This window comes from Mycobacterium sp. D16Q16, assembly GCF_002013745.1.
GTDB lineage: Bacteria > Actinomycetota > Actinomycetes > Mycobacteriales > Mycobacteriaceae > Mycobacterium.
Map to the genome: position 1 here is coordinate 147682 of NZ_MAEY01000005.1, position 19996 is coordinate 167677.

Annotated in this window: 2 protein-coding genes (1 of these 2 cut by a window edge); both read right to left on the bottom strand. The window is 64.3% G+C overall.

What is annotated here, in order from left to right:
* Entirely contained in the window at positions 1-8154 is an 8154-nt protein-coding gene (locus tag B4394_RS08115; protein WP_078314692.1) for a non-ribosomal peptide synthetase, read from the bottom strand.
* Positions 8151-19996, bottom strand: the end of a protein-coding gene (locus B4394_RS08120) for a non-ribosomal peptide synthetase (protein ID WP_078314693.1). It continues 12553 nt past the right edge of the window; 11846 of the gene's 24399 nt are visible here — the last part of the coding sequence; the start codon falls outside the window, past its right edge; it ends in the stop codon at positions 8151-8153. The genes B4394_RS08115 and B4394_RS08120 overlap by 4 nt, the downstream gene beginning before the upstream one ends.

Below are 19996 nucleotides of genomic sequence, written 5' to 3' on the forward strand. Positions count from 1 at the left end.
TCATCGAGTGGGACAGTTCGCCAACTGCTGGGCCAGACTTCTGACCGATGGCGCATCGAACAACGCGAGCATCGTCAGGTTCACGTCCAGGGCGGTGTTGATCGCGGCGACCACACGCATCGCCCCAAGCGAATTGCCACCCAGGTCAAAGAACGACTCTTCAACCCCGACCCGATCCACACCCAGCACATGAGCGAAGATGCTGGCCAGGATCTGCTCGTTCAAGCTAGCCGGGGGGCTATAGGCGCCGTTGGTCTCGCTGACTTCGCCAACCGAAACCCCAACCGGCGGTGCGGTCTGGTCGATCCACCCGCTCCACCGCGTGCGCCCGGTCTTGTCCGATAGATCCAGGGACGACAACGGGCGGCCCGGGTGGGAAGTCATCCACACCAGCACCTGTGTGAACCGCTCGATCAGCTCGTCGATGCTCTCCGCATCGAACACATCCGTGTCGTATTGGACCCGAAGTTCCAATTCCCGGCCCGGCCCGGCCTGCACAGCGATCGGATAGTGGTAGTAGTCGCGACTACTGAAACCAGTGATGGCCAATCCGTCGATTTCCGATGCCGTCCCCGTATCGGTCGGATAGTTCTCATAGACGAAAACGGTGTCGAACAGTCTTTCCTGACCGGTAATGCGATGGATGTCACTGAGCGCCAGGTGCTGGTGCTCGAGAGTATCGTTATGCGCACTTTGTAACTGATGCAACAGATCTGAGGTAGTGGTAGTCGCAGCGACGGTCGCCCGCACTGGCACCGTATTGATCAACAGTCCTACCATCGATTCGGCACCGAGTACTTCGGCCGGACGCCCTGAGACCGTCGAACCGAACGCGACATCATGCTGTCCGGTCACCGAACTCAGCAGCAATGCCCACGCTCCCTGCAGCACGATGTTGACGGTCGTCTGATGTGAGCGCGCCAGCTTGGTGAGCCCTCGCGTGGTCTTCGCGGGCACCCTGAACGAGTCGACACTTCTCCGCCCAAACTGTAGCTTCTGCTGCGGGGCAACGAGAATGGGCGTGTCGAACCCGTCCAACACCCGCCGCCAGGCCGCATGCGCGGCGTCATGATCTCGTTCGGACAGCCAGGTCACGAAGCTGCGGTACGACGCCGCAGGAGGCAATCGCAGACCGTGGTAGCCGGCGAATATCTCCTGCATGAGAATCGGCATGGACCACCCATCGAGCACGATGTGGTGATTGGTGAGCACGAACCGATGCCGGTCGTCCGCGATCCGGATGAGCGCAGCCCGGAACGCCGGTTGCTCCGCGAGATCGCAGACCGCGGCGCGTTCGGCCACACAGATCTGTTCGATCTGCTCAGCGATATCCAGATCGGCGATGTCGGTGTCTAACTCGACGTATCGCCAGGGCACCGCGGGATCAGCGGGAATGATTTGTACCGGATGCTCGAACTGCTCGGAGAAGCGAGCCGCCAGATGCGGATGCCTTCCAACCACTGCCTGCACCGCACCGCCGAGTCGCTCCGCGTCGAGCGAGCCGCTCAGCGCGATATCGAACTGCACCGCATACACATCGTCACCCGAGCTGTTGGCGATGCCCGCGTGATAAAGCAGCCCCTGCTGCAGGGGAGTCAGCGGCAGCACGTCGGCGATCGGGAACTGATTCTGCAATCCGTCGATCTGCTGCTGGCTGAGCCGGGCGGGGACGATATCCGACGGCGTCAATCCGCCTCCGCCCCTTCGCACGTACGCACAGATACCGGCGAGCGCGTCAAACCACAGCCGGTTGATCCGGCTGACCGCCATGCGATCCAGTGCGGTCGGCGCCCAGGTCCAGGTGGCATTCAGATGCGGGCCGGTATCTGTGTCGATGGTGACGGCATTGAGCTCCACGGTATGCGGCAGCGCGATGGGCATCGCCCCGGCGGCGCCAGTCAGGGACAAGCCTTCTTGACTGAAGCGCCATACATCTCCGGACGCGTAGGCCGCCGGAGCCCCCAGCCGCCCGAGATAGTTGAACCCGATTGCCGGGTCGGATGCGGGCAGATCCACATCGGGGTTGAGGTACCGCAGCAGACCATAGGTCAGACCGTCGGGTAGATCTCGAAGCTGCTCCTTGGCATCTTTGATGACCGTTCCCAGCGCCGTGTCCCCGGCCACTACCTGCGTCCAGCGCAACCCACCGACCGCCAACGACACCGGGTACTTGGTGGTGAACCACCCCACCGTGCGCGACAGGTCGATACTGCGATCCACGACGCCACCCGGGCCCGCCAATTCCTCCTGGCGCCCATGGCCCTCGACATCGATGGCGATCGGGGCACCGCCGGTTCCCAGGTGTTGCGCCCACGCCAAGGCAAATGCGATCAGCAGGATCTCGTGTACTCCGGTGTGGAATGCCGCCGGCACCTCACCCAAGAGCATGTGCGTTGTCTCGGCATCGAGAAACTCGGTCAGGTACCCGGCCGTGGCAAACGTATCCTCAGCCGGTTGCGGAGCAGCCAGCCCTGAAGGGATCGCCCCCACCCTCCGCCACGCATCCGCCTCGCGCACTACCTCGGGCTGGTGCGCGTGTTCGGCCAGCCGGTCGGCCCACCGCTGGAACGACGTTCCCGCCGGCGGCAACAGCACCTCTTGCCCACCACGCAGCTGGGTCGCGGCGATGGTCAAGTCCTCCAACAGAATCCGCCACGACACCCCGTCGACGGCGAGATGGTGAACGATCAACACCAGCTGGCTGCTGGCTGTTACCCATAGGGCACGCAGCATCACCCCGGCCCCCGGGTTCAACCGCGACCGCGCCGCCATCACTGCTTCATCGGTCAAGGTGTCCACCGATTGCAGACACTCGTGTGCGTCGACCGTGCCCGGCTCGGGCACCGTCAACGACCAGCCCCCGGCATCGTCACCCTGAGCGCGTAGCCGCAACATGCCGTGTCGATCCAGCAAGGCCTGCAGCATGATGACAACGGCAGCCTCGGTGACACCTGCGGGTGACTGCAGCACCACGGTCTGGTTGAACTCGTCAATCGGGCCGTCAATCCCCTTCAACCACTGCATTATCGGGGTTGCCACCACTGACCCGAGGCCCTCGTCGACCACACCACTGGCACTGTCGGCCATCCTGACCACCCGTGCCAGCCGGGCCACGGTCTGCTGCACGAAGATGTCGCGCGGCCGACCGACCAGGCCGGCGCCATGAGCCCGCCACACCACCTGGATAGCGGAAATGCTGTCCCCGCCGAGGTCAAAGAATGAGTCGTCGACACCGACCCGGTCCAGACCCAGAACCTGCGCGTATATGCCGGCCAGAATCTCCTCGACAAGGGTGGCGGGTGCCCGATAGTGATCGACATCGGTGTATTCCGGTGCGGGCAAGGCCTTCTTATCGATCTTGCCGTTGACCGTTAATGGCAAGGCCGCCAGGGCCACCACGGCGGCGGGCACCATGTAGTTCGGGAGACACTCAGCCAGCTGTGCGCGGATCTTGCCCGAGTCGGCGGTACCTGTGATGTAGCCGACCAGACGCCTATCACCCGGACGATCCTCCCGGGCAATCACAACCGCCTGTTCAACCCCGTTCAGATCCATTAACGCCGAATGGATTTCACCGAGCTCAATACGATGCCCGCGGACCTTCACCTGCTCATCGGCGCGCCCCGCATACTGCAGCTGGCCGTCCTGCCCCCAGCACATCAAGTCCCCGGTACGGTACATCCGCGACCCCGGCGTCCCAAACGGGCAGGCCACAAACCGGGAGGCGGTCAAGCCTGTCCTGCCCAGATAGCCGTGACCCAAACCAGCACCCGCCACGTACAACTCGCCAACCACACCGGCTGGTACCGGCCGCAACCATCCATCCAGCACGGCAAACCCGAGGTGGGCCAGCGGCACTCCGATCGGGCTGACCGTGCTCTCAAGATCGGCGGCGGTGATTTCGCGGAACGAGGCATGCACCGTCGTTTCGGTGATCCCGTACATATTGATCAATCGTGGTAACACCGGATGCCGGTCCCGCCACTGCGCCAAACGCTGCGGTTCCAACGCCTCCCCTCCGAACACCACCACCTCAACACCGAGCTGGCCGGCGGACTCGGCAGCCATCGCATCCACCGTTTGCAGCGCATAGAACGCCGAGGGCGTCTGACTCAACACACTGACCTGCTCGTCTACCAATAGGGCATGGAACTCTTCGGGCGACCGCACCACCGATTCGGACACGACCACCAGCCGCCCACCATGCAGCAGGGCACCAAAGATCTCCCACACCGAGAAGTCGAAAGCGAGCGAATGGCTCTGCGCCCACACCTGACCCGCCGATAACTCGAGGTCGGCGTCAAGCGCTCGCAACAGACGAGTCACATTCCGATGCGGAATGGCAACACCTTTGGGCACACCGGTTGTCCCCGAGGTATAAATCACGTAAGCGACATCCGCGGCCGTCGGACCCACCGACGGCGCGCTCGCGGGCTGAGCATCAAGCGCCGGGTCATCCATATCGATGACCACGACCCCGTACCCATCCAACCGATTCACCAGATCGGCAGTGGTCACCGCGACTACCGGCTCGGCGTCCGCGACCACGAACTCCAGCCGTGTACCCGGCACTGCCGGATCGATCGGCACATAGGCCGCACCGGTCTTGAGAACCCCCAGGATCGCCACGATGGCCTCAACCGACCGCGAGAACAGCAGAGCCACTCGCTCTCCAGGGCCCACGCCATACTGGACAAGCAAGTGCGCCAACCTGTTCGACGCCTCATCCAGTTCCTGGTAGGACACATGGCTGCCGTCGAAACAGACCGCCAGCGCCCCAGGCACCCGAGCGACCTGCTGGGCGAACAACGCGGGGATCGACACCGCGGTCTCGGGCCTGGCCAACTCCGCCCGATTGCCCCAGCCATCCAACTGGGCGAGCTCCTCGGCATCCAACACGTCGATCGCCGACAACGGCCGGGTGTCGTCGGCAGTCATCGCCTCGAGCACCCGTTGTAACCGATCGATCAGAGTCTCGACACTGCCCGTGTCGAACACATCGGTGCGAAACTCCACCGTCCCCGAAATCCCCGCGGCATCGCCTGATTCGGTCCAAGACTCGGACAGCGAAAACGACAGATCCATCCGGGCCGAGTGAGTATCCAGCGGTAGCTGCGTGAGCTGCAGGTCTGCCAACGCCACTCCGGCGCGAGAGTCGCCTATCTGTCCGGGCACGTTCTGCCAAGCCAGCATCACCTGCACCAAGGGGTGATGGGTCAGCGACCTGGCCGGATTCAATCGCTCGACGAGCACCTCGAATGGCACGTCCTGATTCTCGAAAGCGCCCAAACTGCGTGCCCGCACCTGAGCCAGCACTTCGGTGACACTGGGGTCTCCTGCTAGGTCAACCCGCAGCACCAACGTGTTGACGAAAAACCCGACCAGTTCATCGAGCGCCGGGTCGCGACGTCCGGCGATCGGGAATCCCACCGCCACATCAGAACTCGCGCTGAGCTTGGAGAACAGCACAGCGAGGGCCGCCTGCATGACCATGAAACTCGTCGCGTTGTGTTCCCGGGCCAATCGATTGACCTGCTGCTGCAAATCCGCCGGCCAGCTCACGTCCACCCTGGAGCCACGTTGATCAGCCACCAATGGATACGGCCGGTCGGTCGGCAGCGCCAAACGCTCGGGCATCTCGGCCAGCGCTTCTTCCCAGTAGGTCAATTGCCGGGAGATGCGGCTCTCGCTGTCATCCAGTACGCCCAGCTGCGCGCGCTGCCACAGTGTGTAATCGGCGTATTGGACGGCCAATGGCTTCCAATCGGGGGCCTGCCCCGCATTCCGGCTGGCGTAGGCCACACCCAGGTCGGAGACCAGTGGGGTAACCGACCAACCGTCCGCGGCGATATGGTGCACCACCGCCACCAATACGTGATCATCCTCGGTAGTGCGGAAAAGCCTTGCTCTCACCGGGATCTCAGTCGCGAGGTTGAAACTGTGCCGCGCCGAATCTGCAATCGATTCTTCCAGCCGGCCTGCTGGCCATCCGGACGCATCCACAACGTCCCAGCCGAATTCGATCTCCTCGGCCGCGACGACCAGCTGCTGCGGTTTCCCGTCGACCGCCGGGAACAGCGTGCGCAGGCTCTCATGGCGATTCAGCACGTCCACGAACGCCGAGCCAAGGGCATCCTCATCAAGGGGCCCCTGCAGGCGCAGCCCCACCGCCAGATTGTAAACCGGTGAAGGACCATGCAATTGGTCGATGAACCAGAGTCGGCTCTGCGCAAAAGACAAGGGCATCACCTCCGGCCGCTCGCCGGCTACCAAGGGCTCCAGTCGATGCTCGTCACCGCCGATGCGGAGCATCAGCTGCGCCACCGTCGGAGCGTCGAACACCGCACGCTCTTCTAGACCGGCATCCATGGACCGGTTAAGCGCGGCGACCAGACGCATCGCCAACAGCGAGTCCCCACCTAGGTCGAAGAATGAGTCGTCGATACCGACGCGGTCCAGGCCCAGAACTTGCGCATAGATGCCGGCCAGGATCTCCTCGGTCGGATTTGCCGGGGCGCGGTATTGATCGATGGATCGATACTCCGGGGCCGGCAAGGCGCTCTTGTCGAGTTTTCCATTGACAGTCAACGGAAAGCCTCGCAAGGTGACCACCGCGACAGGGACCATGTAGGAGGGCAGCCTGTCGGACAACCCGTCACGCAACACCACCGGGTCGGCCGTGCCGGTGATGTAGGCGACCAACCGCCTATCTCCGGGACGGTCTTCGCGAGCGATAACCACAGCCTGGTCGACACCTTCGAAACCCAGTAACACTGATTGAATTTCACCGAGCTCGATGCGATGCCCACGAATCTTGACCTGCTCGTCGGCCCGTCCCAAATATCGCAGTTGTCCGTCGGAGCCCCAGCACACCAGGTCTCCGGTGCGATACATCCTGGTACCGGGCTCTCCGAACGGACAGGCCACAAATCTGGTGGTGGTCAACGGCGCACGTCCCAGATAGCCATAACCCAAAGCCGCGCCGGCCACATACAGCTCGCCGACCACATCAACCGCTACCGGCTGCATCCAGTCGTCCAGGACCGCAAATGCCAAGTGGCCAAGAGGTACTCCGATCGGGCTGTCCGCGCCGTCGACGTCGCCGGCAACGATCTGACGGAACGAGGCGTGGACCGTCGTCTCGGTAATCCCGTACATGTTGATCAATCGCGGTGAGCCTGGATGGTCCTCGAACCACCCCCTCAGACGCTGCGGCTCCAACGCCTCCCCTCCGAAGATCACTGCCGCAAGATCGAGCTGCCGACCGTTCGGCCGAGTCGCGTCCAGAGCCTGCAACGCATAGAACGCCGACGGTGTCTGACTCAGCACATTGACGTGTTCATCAACAAGCAGCGCATGGAACTGCTCGGGTGAGCGCACCACCGAATCCGACACCACCACCAGCCGCCCACCATGCAGCAATGCACCGAAAATCTCCCACACCGAGAAATCGAAGGCCAACGAATGACACTGGGACCAAACCTGTCCCGGCGGCAACTCCAGCTCGGCGTCAATTGCCTCAATCAGCCGCGTTACATTATGGTGCGCAATAGCAACACCTTTCGGGACGCCGGTGGTTCCAGAGGTGTAGATCACGTACGCGATATCATCGCCGCCGGGCGTCACCAATGTTGGCCGTCCATCAACCGCAGCAGTCTCGGCGGGGACGTCGCCAACGTCAATGACCACCAGCCCGCGTCCGTTCAGCCGGCTCGCCAGATCGGAAGTGGTGACCGCGACCAACGGCTCAGCATCGGCCAGCACGAACTCCAGCCGGGCATCCGGCACCGATGGGTCAATCGGCACATACGACGCACCGGTTTTCAACACCCCCAGGATCGCCACGACTGCCTCAACCGACCGTGAGAACAGCAACGCCACCCGCTGCCCAGCACCCACTCCGTGCGCAAGAAGCCAGTACGCCAACCGATCCGAGGCCTCATCGAGTCCGCGGTATGACACGTGGCTGCCACCGAAGCTGGCCGCCACCGCGCCCGGATGACGCGCCACCTGCTCGGCGAACAATGCCGGAATCGACATCGAGGTCACGGGACGGTCCAGCGCCGCCCGGTTACCCCACACATCCAGCTCCGTGCGCTCATCCGTGTCGCCCAGATCCATGGACAACAAGCGCCTGGTGGCATCGGCTTTCACTGTTGCTGCACCTCCCCCGTCATGGCCTCCAGCACTCGCTGGAACCGCTCGACGATCTTTCGCACCCGGTTCGCACTGAACACGGCGGTATCGAATTCGACACGCAGGACCAGTTCATTGCCGGGCATGGCTTGCAGGGTCAGCGGGTAGTGGTTGTACTCGCGGCCGCTGACTTCGGTGATGGCCAACCCGTCGGCCATCGATGACGCCACGGACTCCACCGGATAGTTCTGGTAGACGAACAGGGTGTCGAACAGTTGATCATGACCGACGGCATGGTGGATCTCGCTGAGGGCCAGATGCTGGTGGTCGAGGGTATCGCTATGGCGGCGCTGCAGATTGTCCAGCAGCTCGGCGATGGTGGTGTCCGGCGTGATCGTCGCTCGCACCGGCACAGTGTTGATCAGCAGGCCGACCATTGAATCCGCACCTGCCACCTCCGCAGACCGGCCTGAGACCGCGACACCGAAGGCGACATCGTGCCGGCCCGTCAGCCACATCAGCACCTGCGCCCAGGCCGCTTGCAGCACGGTGTTGACCGTGGTGTGTTCAGCACGCGCCAATTCATTGGCAGCCCTTGTTGTCTCCGTGGGCAACCGGTAGGTCTCCGTGGCACGTCGCCCTGACGTTGTCCGGGCCTTGGGGGCGACCAACGCCGGGGTGTCGAATCCCGCGAGAACGTCGCGCCAGGCCTGGCGCGCACTGTCGACATCTCGATCGGACAGCCATGTCACGAACCTGCGGTACGACGCGGCCGCGGGAAGGCGCTGTCCGTAATAGCCGGCGAATATCTCCTGCAGCAAGATTGGCAGTGACCAACCGTCGAGCACGATGTGGTGATAGGTCATGACAAACCGGTGAACATCATCGGATACGCGGATCAGTGCCGCCCGGAACGCCGGCTGGCTGGCCAGGTCACACACCAATGCCCGCTCGGCGGCACACAGCTCCCCCAGCCTGTCGTCCCTGTCGGTTTTCTTCGCGGACAGGTCGAGGTACTGCCAAGGCACGCTGGGGTTGGCCGGAATGATCTGCACCGGTTCGTCGAATCTCTTGTCGAACCGGGCCGCCAGGTTGGGGTGGCGGTTGATCACTGCGCGTACCGCCTCACGCAGCCGCTGCGCATCCAGCGGACCAGTTACCGTGACATCGAGCTGCATGGCGTAGACGTCATCATCGTTACCGCGAGTGGCATTGGCCTGGAACAGAAGTCCGTGCTGCAGGGGTGTCAGGGGCAGCACGTCGGCGATCGGGTCGTCTCGATCGAGTTCGTCGATCTCCTGCTGGGTGAGGCGGGCGGGGGCGATGTCGGACGGTGTCAGGCCACCGCCACCCCCGCGCACATGCAGGCAGATCCCGGTCAGAGCGTCGAACCACAGCTGGTTGAGTCGATCTACCTGCGCATCGTCAAGTGCCGAGGGGGCCCACGTCCAACTGGCGTAAAGACTTGGACCGGAGTCTGTCTCGGCGGTACTCGCGTTGAGTTCCAGGGTATGTCCGAGGGGCATGGAGATCGCGGCGGCCGCGGCGGATACCTCCGCTGCGTCGTGACTGACCTGCCACAGTTCGGTGAGGGCCTCCGACTGTGCGGCGCCGGCCGCCCCCAGTCGGCCGAGGTAGTTGAATCCAATGGCCGGATCCGGTCCGGACAGATCGATATCGGAGTTGAGGTAGCGCGTCAGTCCATAGGTCATGCCCTCGGGCAGAGCCCGCAATTGCTCCTTGGCGTCTTTGATCACGCGTCCAAGTGCGGCATCACCTGCCACCACCTGATCCCAGCGCAACCCGCCCTCGGATCGCCCGACATGGCTCGCTACTCGCAATGCCACCGGGTACTTGGAGGTAAACCAGCCGACAGTGCGGGATAGATCGATGTTGGCAGCGATGTCTCCGAGATCCTCCACGCGGCCGTGTCCCTCGACGTCGATACCTATCGGCAAGGTGACCCCAAGGAATTGGGTTAACGCCAACGCGTAAGCGATCAACAGAATGTCTTGAACCCCAGCGTGGAACGCCGCCGGGACCTCACCCAACAGCGCGCGGGTCGTCTCAGCATCCAGCGACGCCGTGAGATTGCCCGCAGTGGCATACGTGTCCAGCTCGGGCCGAACCGCGGGCAATGCCGATGGGGTGGCCAACACCCGGCGCCAGCTGTCGGCCTGTTCCACCGCGGCCGCGGTGTGCGCGTACTCGCCGAGCAGTGATGCCCACCGGGCGAAGGAGGTTCCGGTCGTCGGCAATGCCACGGGTTGACCCTGGCGATGCTGCACCCACGCGATATTGAGGTCTTCGAGCAAGATCCGCCAGGACACCGCGTCGACGGCCAGATGATGAATCATCAGCACCAGCTGGCTCGTAGACGTCACCCACAACGCACTGACCATCTCTCCCGCGGCCGGATTCAACCGCGACCGCGCCATCATCAACGCCTCATCGGACAGCGTGTCCGCCGAGTTGAGATGCGGCAGCACTGAGCCCTTTTCAGGCACCCGAAGTGACCAGTCCCGGGCATCGTCCACCTCGGCGCGCAGCCGCAGCATGGCGTGCCGGTCGAGCAGCGCACCCAGGACAACCGTCACCTCGGACTCGGTAGCTCCCGGCGGGGCCTGGATAACCACCGTCTGATTGAACTGGCCGATCGGGCCCCCGGACTTTTCGACCTCACGCAGCCAGCGCATGATCGGGGTCGCCAGCACCGGCCCGACACCCTCGTCAAGCGGACCTGTGTCATCGCTGGCCATACCGACCACTTGGGCCAGTCTGGACACGGTCTGCTCGACAAAGATGTCTCGGGGCCGACACGTCACACCGCATGCCCGGGCCCGGGCAACCACTTGCATCGACAGGATGCTGTCGCCGCCCAGATCGAAGAAGGAATCGTCGACTCCGACACGATCGAGCCCGAGAACCTGGGCGTAGATGCCGGCCAGTGTCTCCTCGATCGCATCGGCCGGAGCGCGGTATCGATCGACGTCCTGATACTCCGGAACCGGCAGCGCGCGGGTATCGAGCTTGCCGTTCACCGTCAACGGCAAGGCATCCAGAACAACAATCGCGCTCGGGACCATATATCCAGGAACTCTGTCTGCCAATGCATTTCGCAGCGTGGCCGAGTCCACCGCCCCGATCACCGATTCGGTGACGTAACCGACCAGACGCTTGATCCCCGGTTGGTCCTCGCGGGCGATCACCACTGCCTGCGATACGGCATCCAGCGCAGCCAACGCCGCCTGCACTTCTCCGAGTTCGATGCGGTACCCGCGGATCTTCACCTGGTCATCGGCACGCCCGAGGTACTGCAGCTGGCCATCGGCTCGCCAGCTCACCAGATCGCCGGTGCGATACATCCGCGCACCGGACTCACCAAACGGGCACGCCACAAAGCGCGATGACGTCAACCCCGACCGGCCCAGGTATCCGCAGGCCACACCGTCGCCGGCCACGTACAGCTCGCCGGTCACACCGACCGGCACTGGCCGCAACCACTCATCGAGTACGAACAGTGCCGATGTCGGCACGGGCGCACCGATGGGCGCGGCCCCGGATCCAGCTGTCAACGGCGCGCTCATCGATGCGTAGACCGTGATTTCGGTGGGACCGTAGGCGTTGATCACCGTCCGGCCCGGTGCCCAACGGTCCACTACCTCACCAGGACAGGCCTCGCCGCCCAAAAGCAGCGCCACCGACTCCAGCCCCCGCGGCGACAATGCGCCAGCCGCAGAGGGGGTCTGGGTGAGTACATTGATCCGCTCACTGATCAGCAGCGCATGGAACTCATCGGGGGAGGTCACGACGGACTCGGGGACCACCACCAGGCGTGCGCCGCTCAACAGCGCAGCCCAGATCTCCCAGACCGAGAAGTCGAACGCATACGAATGACACTGCGTCCATACCTGATCCGTCGGCAGGTGCTTCGGTGTCGACCGCGCCAAGTGGGTCATATTGTGGTGGGTGACGGCCACTCCCTTGGGTGCACCCGTGGTTCCCGATGTGTAGATGAGGTAGGCAATATCTTCGGGGTCCGAGTCCGGGAGTGCGGTACCGAGTTCGTTATCCACTATGGAGTCATCGATATCCGACATATCGCCGACATCGATGACCACCAACCCACGACCGTCCAACCGCTCGGCCAGACCGCCGGTGGTCATCGCGACGACGGGCGCGGCGTCCGCCAGCATGAAATCAATCCGCGCGGCAGGCACCGCCGGGTCGATCGCGAGATACGCCGCTCCGGACTTCAGTACCGCCAGCATGGCGATGATCGCTTCGGCGGAGCGTTCCATCAGCAGCGCAACGCAGCCTCCGGGACCGGCGCCCTGCGCGATGAGCATGTGCGCCAACAGGTTCGCGGCCCTATCGAGTTGCCGATAGCTCATCGAACGCTCGTCGTGGGTGATCGCCACCGCCTCCGGCGTGCGCGCTACCTGTTCCCCGAACAACGCGAGGACCGATACCGGTGCGCTTCGCTTCCGGCCCAGCATCGCTTGATTACCCATGGCATCGAGGCGGGCATGCTCCTGCGCATCGACCACGTCGATCGACGACAGGCGCTGGCCCACGTCGGCGGTCATCGCCATGACCACCTGCTCGAAGCGGTCGATCAGCGTTTCGATGCTGGTCCGGTCGAAGACGTCGGTGCGGAACTCCACCGTTCCGCCGATACCGGCGGGATCGCCACTGTGCGTTCGGCGTTCGGCCATCGAGAAGCTCAGATCCATCCGAGCGGTCTGGGTATCCGCCGTCATCTGGCTGACGTCCAAGTCCCCCAGGGTCAACCCGGGCCCGGACGTGTTGTTGTCTTGTCCAGGGACGTTCTGCCAACCCAGCGCCACCTGAACCAGGGGGTGGTGGGTCAGGGATCGGGTGGGGTTGAGCCGCTCGACAAGCACTTCGAAAGGCACGTCCTGGTTTTCATACGCGGACAGGCTGCGTCCTCGCACCTGAGCAAGCAGCTCCGCGATTGTCGGGTCACCGGCCAGGTCTACCCGCAACACCAAGGTGTTGACAAAGAACCCGATCAGCTCATCGAGGGCGGGGTCTCGGCGCCCCGCGATCGGGAATCCCACAGCGACATCAGTACTTCCACTGAGCTTGCCCAGCAGTATCCCGAGAGCGGCCTGCACCACCATGAAGCTGGTGGCGTTGTGTTCCCTTGCCACTCTTGCAATCTGCTGTTGCAGGTCAGCGGACCAGTCCAGCGTAACGGTGGCGCCGCGCTGATCCGCGGCCGCCGGGTACGGCCGGTCGGTGGGTAGCTCTACCCGTTCAGGTATCCCCGACAGCGCATCCTGCCAGTAGGTCACCTGGGTAGCGATGCGACTCTCACCATCGTCGAGATCGCCGAATTCGGCACGTTGCCATAGCGTGTAATCGACGTACTGCACCGCCAGGGGCGCCCAGCCGGGGGCCTGGCCCGCGACCCGGCTGGCGTAGGCCACCCCGAGGTCGGCCACCAGCGGGGTGATCGACCAGGCGTCGGCCGCGATGTGGTGTAGCACGGCCGCCAGCACGTGTTCGTCGCCTGTGATGCGGAAAAGCCGCGCGCTCAACGGTATTTCAGTAGCCAGATCGAATGTGTGCCGCGCCGCCTCGCCAATGGCCTCCTGTAGCTGTTCCGCCGTCCAACCGGTGGCATCGACGACACCCCAGCCAAAGTGAGCATGGTCGGAGGGCACAACCAGCTGCTGCGGCACTCCCCCCGTCACCTGGAACAGGGTTCTGAGGCTCTCGTGGCGAGCCACCACATCGGCCAGCGCCGCGCCCAGCGCGCCGACGTCCAGGTCCCCGCTGATTCGAAGCGCTGTCGCCATGTTGTAGACCGGCGAAGGCCCCTGTAATTGATCCAGGAACCACAACCGCGATTGGGCAAACGAGAGCGGAATCTCCGCGGGCCGCTCGCGAGCCACCAATGAGCCGAGCGTGTTCGACTCCCCGCCGATGCGAGGTGCCAACTGAGCCACCGTCGGCGCTTCGAACACGGTGCGCACCGATATCGCGGCATCCAGGTCGGCGTTGACCGCCGCGATCAGGCGCATCGCCGACAGCGAATCGCCGCCCAGATCGAAGAACGAGTCGTCGATGCCTACGCGTTCCACCCCCAGTACCCGCGCGTAGATTCCAGCCAAGATCTCCTCGGTGAGGGTGCTCGGGGCGCGGTAGCGATCGATGTCCTGATACTCGGGTGCCGGCAGGGCGCGGGTGTTGAGCTTGCCGTTGACGGTCATCGGCAACGTCGCCAGCACCACGACGGCGGCCGGAACCATGTAGGCCGGCAGCTGTTCGGCAAGCTGGGCGCGCAACTTGGCCGGATTCGTCGTGCCTGTCACGTAGCCCACCAGGCGCGTGTCACCAGGACGGTCCTCGCGGGCGATCACCGCCGCCTGCCCGACCCCGTCCAGTCCCGCCAAGACCGCCTGGACTTCTCCGAGCTCGACGCGATACCCACGGATCTTGACCTGCTCATCGGTGCGTCCCACATACCGCAGCTGCCCGTCGGTGCCCCAGTGCACCAGATCACCCGTGCGATACATCCGCTGTGGCGGCGCTCCCGCGCCGACAAAAGGACAGGCCACAAATCGCGAGGCCGTCAAACCGGTTCGACCCACGTAGCCCACACCCACACCGCGCCCGGCGATGTACAACTCGCCAACCACACCGGGGGGCACCGGACGCATCGACCCGTCCAGCACGAACATCGCCGCACCCGAGACCGGCGCACCGATCGGAATGTTCGGTCCCGCCGACTCGGCATTCAGCGGCGTACTCCGTGAGGCGCAGATCGTGGTCTCGGTCGGGCCGTACGCATTGACCATCAGCCGTCCGGGCGCCCAGCGGTCCACCACCTCGGCCGAGCAGGTCTCACCGGCTACCAACAAGGACACCGATCCCAAAGCCTCGGGGTCCAGCATCGCGACGGCCGAGGGCGTCTGGCTCAACGCGCTGACCTGTTCGGCCACCAGCAAGGCGGTGAGGTCCTCCGGTGAGCGCGCTACCGACTCCGGCACCACGACCAGCCGTCCCCCATGCAGCAGCGCGCCCCAGATCTCTTCGACCGACGCGTCGAAGGCATAGGAGTGCCACTGTGTCCACACCTGCCCCGCCAGGAAGGTGTCCCGTGTCCCCATCAGCTGCGTCACGTTGTGATGAGTGATCGCAACGCCCTTGGGTACACCGGTAGTACCCGATGTATAGATGATGTACGCGAGATCATCCGGATCCGGCAGCGGCAGTGCGGAATCCGCTGCGGGAGCAGCCGCATCCGCGGTGTCGCTGGCATCGATGATCGACAAGTCGTACCCGGCTAGTCGATCGGCGAGACCCGCCGTGGTGATCGCGGTGGCCGGCGCGGCATCGGCAAGCATGAATTCGATGCGTGCGTCGGGCAGTACCACGTCGATCGGCAGATACGCGGCCCCGGTCTTCAGCACCGCCAACATTGCCATGATCGCTTCCGGGGAGCGCTCGGCCAGCAGTGCCACGCACGCACCTGGACGAACACCCTGGGCGATGAGTCTGTGCGCCAAACGGTTTGTGGCATCGTCAAGTTCGCCGTAGGTCAGCTCACGTCCGTCGAAACTGATCGCGACTGCCTTGGCCGCACGCGCGACCTGTTCGGCGAACAATGACGGAATCGACACAGGGGCCGGGGCCGGGACGGTTAACACCGCACGGTGGCCCCAGCCGTCGACGCGGGCGTGCTCGGCCTCGTCGAGCACGTCGATACGCGAAAGTCTCTGGGAGGGATCGGCAGTCATTGCGGCCACCACCCGCCGCCACCGCCCGAGCAGCGTTTCGATGCTGTGCGCGTCGAACACGTCGGTACGGAATTCCACCGCGCCGCCGATCCCGGCGGGCTCTCCGGCCTGGGTCCAGCGTTCCCCTAGTGAGAACGTCAGATCCATCCGGGCCGTCTGGGTTTCCACCGGCAACGGCGTAACCCTCAGGTCGCCGAGACGCAACGCGTCAGCGGGACCTGCGTCCTGCCATGGCAGATTCTGCCAAGCCAATGCCACCTGTACGAGCGGGTGATGAGTCAGGTTTCGGGTGGGGTTGAGCCGCTCCACCAAGACTTCGAAGGGAACGTCCTGATGCTCGTACGCGGCCAGGCTGCGCTGCCGCACCTGGGCCAACAAGTCCGCCACAGTGGGGTCACCAGCCAAGTCGACGCGCAGCACCAAATTGTTGACGAAGAAGCCCACCAACTCGTCGAGTGCCGGGTCACGGCGCCCCGCGATCGGGAAGCCAACGGCCACATCAGAAGTCCCACTGAGCCTAGAAAGCAGCACCGCCAGCGCGGCCTGCATCACCATGAAGCTGGTCGCGCCGTGTTCGCTCGCGACCACGCGTATCTGCTGCTGCAATTCGGCCGGCCACTGAACATCCACGGTGGAACCGCGCTGATCGGCGATAGGCGGGTAGGGCCGATCGGTGGGCAGCGCCACCCGTTCGGGGAGGCCAGCGAGGGTGTCTTCCCAGTAAGCCAACTGCGCGGCGATAGGGCTGCCGCTGTCATCGAGGTCGCCCAACTGTGCACGCTGCCACAGCGTGTAGTCGACATACTGCGCAGCCAAGGGCTCCCAGTCGGGAGCGTGGCCAGCGCATCGGCTGCCGTACGCCACACTCAGATCACGAACCAACGGAGTGAGGGACCACCCGTCGGCAGCGATGTGGTGCACCACCGCCACTAACACGTGTTCATCCCTGGCGACACGGAAAAGCGTCGCCCGCAAGGGTATTTCGGCTGCCAGGTCAAAGCTGTAGCAGACTGCCGCAGCGACCGCCTCAGCCAGGCGGTTCGACGGCCATGTCGTGGCATCGACGACGTCCCAACCGAAGTCGGCCTCGTCCTCCGATACCACCACCTGCCGAGGCGTTCCACCGGGTGCCTCGAAGCGCGTGCGCAGGCTTTCGTGACGGCCGATGAGGTCGCCCAGTGCCGCACCCAGCGCACGGGTATCAAGGCTCCCATGTAGCCGCAGACCCACCGGCATGTTGTAAACCGGTGAGGGACCCTGTAATTGATCGACGAACCACAACCGGTTCTGGGCGAAGGACAGGGGAACCAGTGCGGGTCGATCCCCCGCCACCAGCGGTTCCAGGCGCCCCGTGCCCTCACCGATACGCGGAGCCAACTGGGCGACGGTGGGTGCCTCGAAGACCGTACGCGCGGAAAATTCGGTATTCAGGCTGGCGTTGATCGCTGCGACCAGACGCATCGTCGAGATGGAATCTCCACCGAGATCGAAGAATGAATCGTCGACGCCAACACGTTCCACATCCAGCACGCGCGCGAAGATTCCGGCCAGGATCTCTTCGACCGCGCCTGCCGGTGCACGGTAATGGTCTGCATCCCGGTAGTCCGGCCCCGGCAACGCCCGGACGTCGAGCTTGCCGTTGACCGTCACGGGCAATGTCGCAAGCGCCATCACCGCGGCGGGAACCATGTAGCCCGGCAGCCGATCTGCCAACGCCGCACGGACGGTGATCGGATCGGCGCTTCCGGTGATGTAACCGACCAGGCGCTTGTCTCCCGGACGGTCCTCGCGCGCGATCACCGCCGCGTGATCAACTCCCTCCAGCGCGGTCAGCGCCGATTGGATCTCGCCGAGCTCGATGCGGTACCCACGAATCTTGACTTGCTCATCGGCGCGGCCGAGGTAGTCCAGCTGGCCGTCGGCGCGCCAACGCACCAGATCGCCGGTGCGGTACATGCGCGTTCCGGGCTTACCGAACGGACAGGCCATGAACCGAGACGCGGTCAGGCCCGAGCGACACCAGTACCCCATGCCGACTCCCGCACCGGCCAGGTACAACTCACCGACCACGCCTGTAGGCACCGGACGCAGCCACTCGTCCAGCACAAAGAACGACGCCCAGGCAGTCGGCGAGCCGATCGGCGGTGGGCCCGCCTCTGCCTCCAAAGGAGCACTGGCACACAACCACATCGTCGTCTCGGTAGGGCCGTAAACGTTGACCATCACCCGACCCGGCGCCCAGCGATCCACCAATGCCGGCGGACAGGGCTCCGCGCCGATGACCAGCGACACGGCCTCTAGACCATCGACCGCCAGCATCGACGCCGCCGACGGGGTTTGCGTCAGCACCGTCACCTGTTCGCGCACCAGCAGCTCGTGGAAGTCATGCGGCGAACGGGCCACTAGCTCGGGCACCACCACCAGCCGTCCACCGTGCAGCAGCGCACCCCAGATCTCCCACACCGAGAAGTCGAACGCGTACGAGTGGAACTGTGTCCACACCTGTCCCGGCTCCAGCGATACGCCGATCTGTAACGAGTCGAACAGCTGCGTCACGTTGCGCTGACTGACTGCGACGCCCTTGGGTAACCCGGTAGTGCCCGAGGTGTAAATGATGTGGGCCATGTCATCCGGATCCGGCGGCGGCACTGCGGTACTCGGCTGGGCGGCAACAGCGGAATCCTCGACATCGAAGATCATCACGTCGTACCCGGTGAAGCGGTTCACGAACATCGTGGTGGTGACGGCCGCGATCGGCGCTGCGTCAGACACCATGAACTCGACGCGGGCCGACGGCAGCGCTGGATCGATCGGTAGGTAAGCCGCGCCGGTCTTGAGCACCGCCAAGATCGCCACGACTGCCTCAGCCGAACGGGGGAACATCAACGCGATTCGCTCGCCCGGCCCGACTCCGCGGCCAATGAGAAGGTGCGCCAACTGGTTTGACGCCTCATCGAGCTCCCGATACGTCAATGACCGGTGCCCGCAGACCAGTGCCACCGCCTCCGGCATACGCGCCACCTGCGCGGCAAACAGCTGCGGCACCGACGCCGGCGCTGGGAGACGTTTCAGCACGGCTCGATTACCCCACCGCTGCAGCCGGGCACGCTCCGTTCCGTCGAGCATCTCTATCGCCGACAGGGACCGGCCCGGATCGGAGGTCATCGCCTCCAACACCGCCTCGACACGGTGCGCGAGGGCTTCGATATCGGCAGCGTCGAAAACCGCCGTGTCGTATTCGATACGCAGCCGCAGTTCTTCACCGGGTATGGCTTGCATCGTCAGCGGGTAATCGGTCGATTCGTGGCTGGTGATGTCGGTGACTGTGATCCCGTCCACGCCTGACAACGCGCCGCTATCCACCGGATAGTTCTCAAAGACGAACAGCGTGTCGAACAGTCGATCGTGGTCGGCGATGCGGTGAATCTCGCTGAGCGAGAAATGGTGATGCTCCAGGGTCTTGGCATGGGAGCGCTTCAATTGATCAAGCAGATCGACGGTGGTCGTTTGTGGGGTGATATCCGCACGCACCGGCACGGTGTTGATCATCAGGCCCACCATCGATTCCGCGCCCACCACCTCCGCCGGCCGCCCGGAGACCACGGTGCCGAAGGCGACATCGTGGTGACCGGTCAATGAGGTGAGCAGCAGCGCCCAGGCGCCCTGCAACACGATGTTGACGGTGGTGTGCTGCGATCGCGCCAGTTCACCAACTGCTCGGGTGGTTTGTTCGGACACCCGATGCGCCCGCACGCCCCGATACCCGCGCACCGATTTCTGCCGCGAGTCGACGAGTGTGGGTGTGTCAAAACCCGCGAGCACCTCACCCCAGGCCGCCTGGGCCCCCGCGTGATCCCGGTCTGCCAGCCAGCCGATGAAACTCCGGTACGGAGTGGCCGCGGGCAACCGCTGCCCGCGATAACCGGCGAAAATCTCGTGCAGCAGGATTGGCAGCGACCAACCATCGAGGACAATGTGGTGGTTGGTGAGCACAAATCGGTGCCGATCGTGCCCTATGCGAATCAAGGCAACCCGGAAAGCCGGCGGGTCAGACAGATCACAGACCGCGGCACGTTCGGCGGCGCACT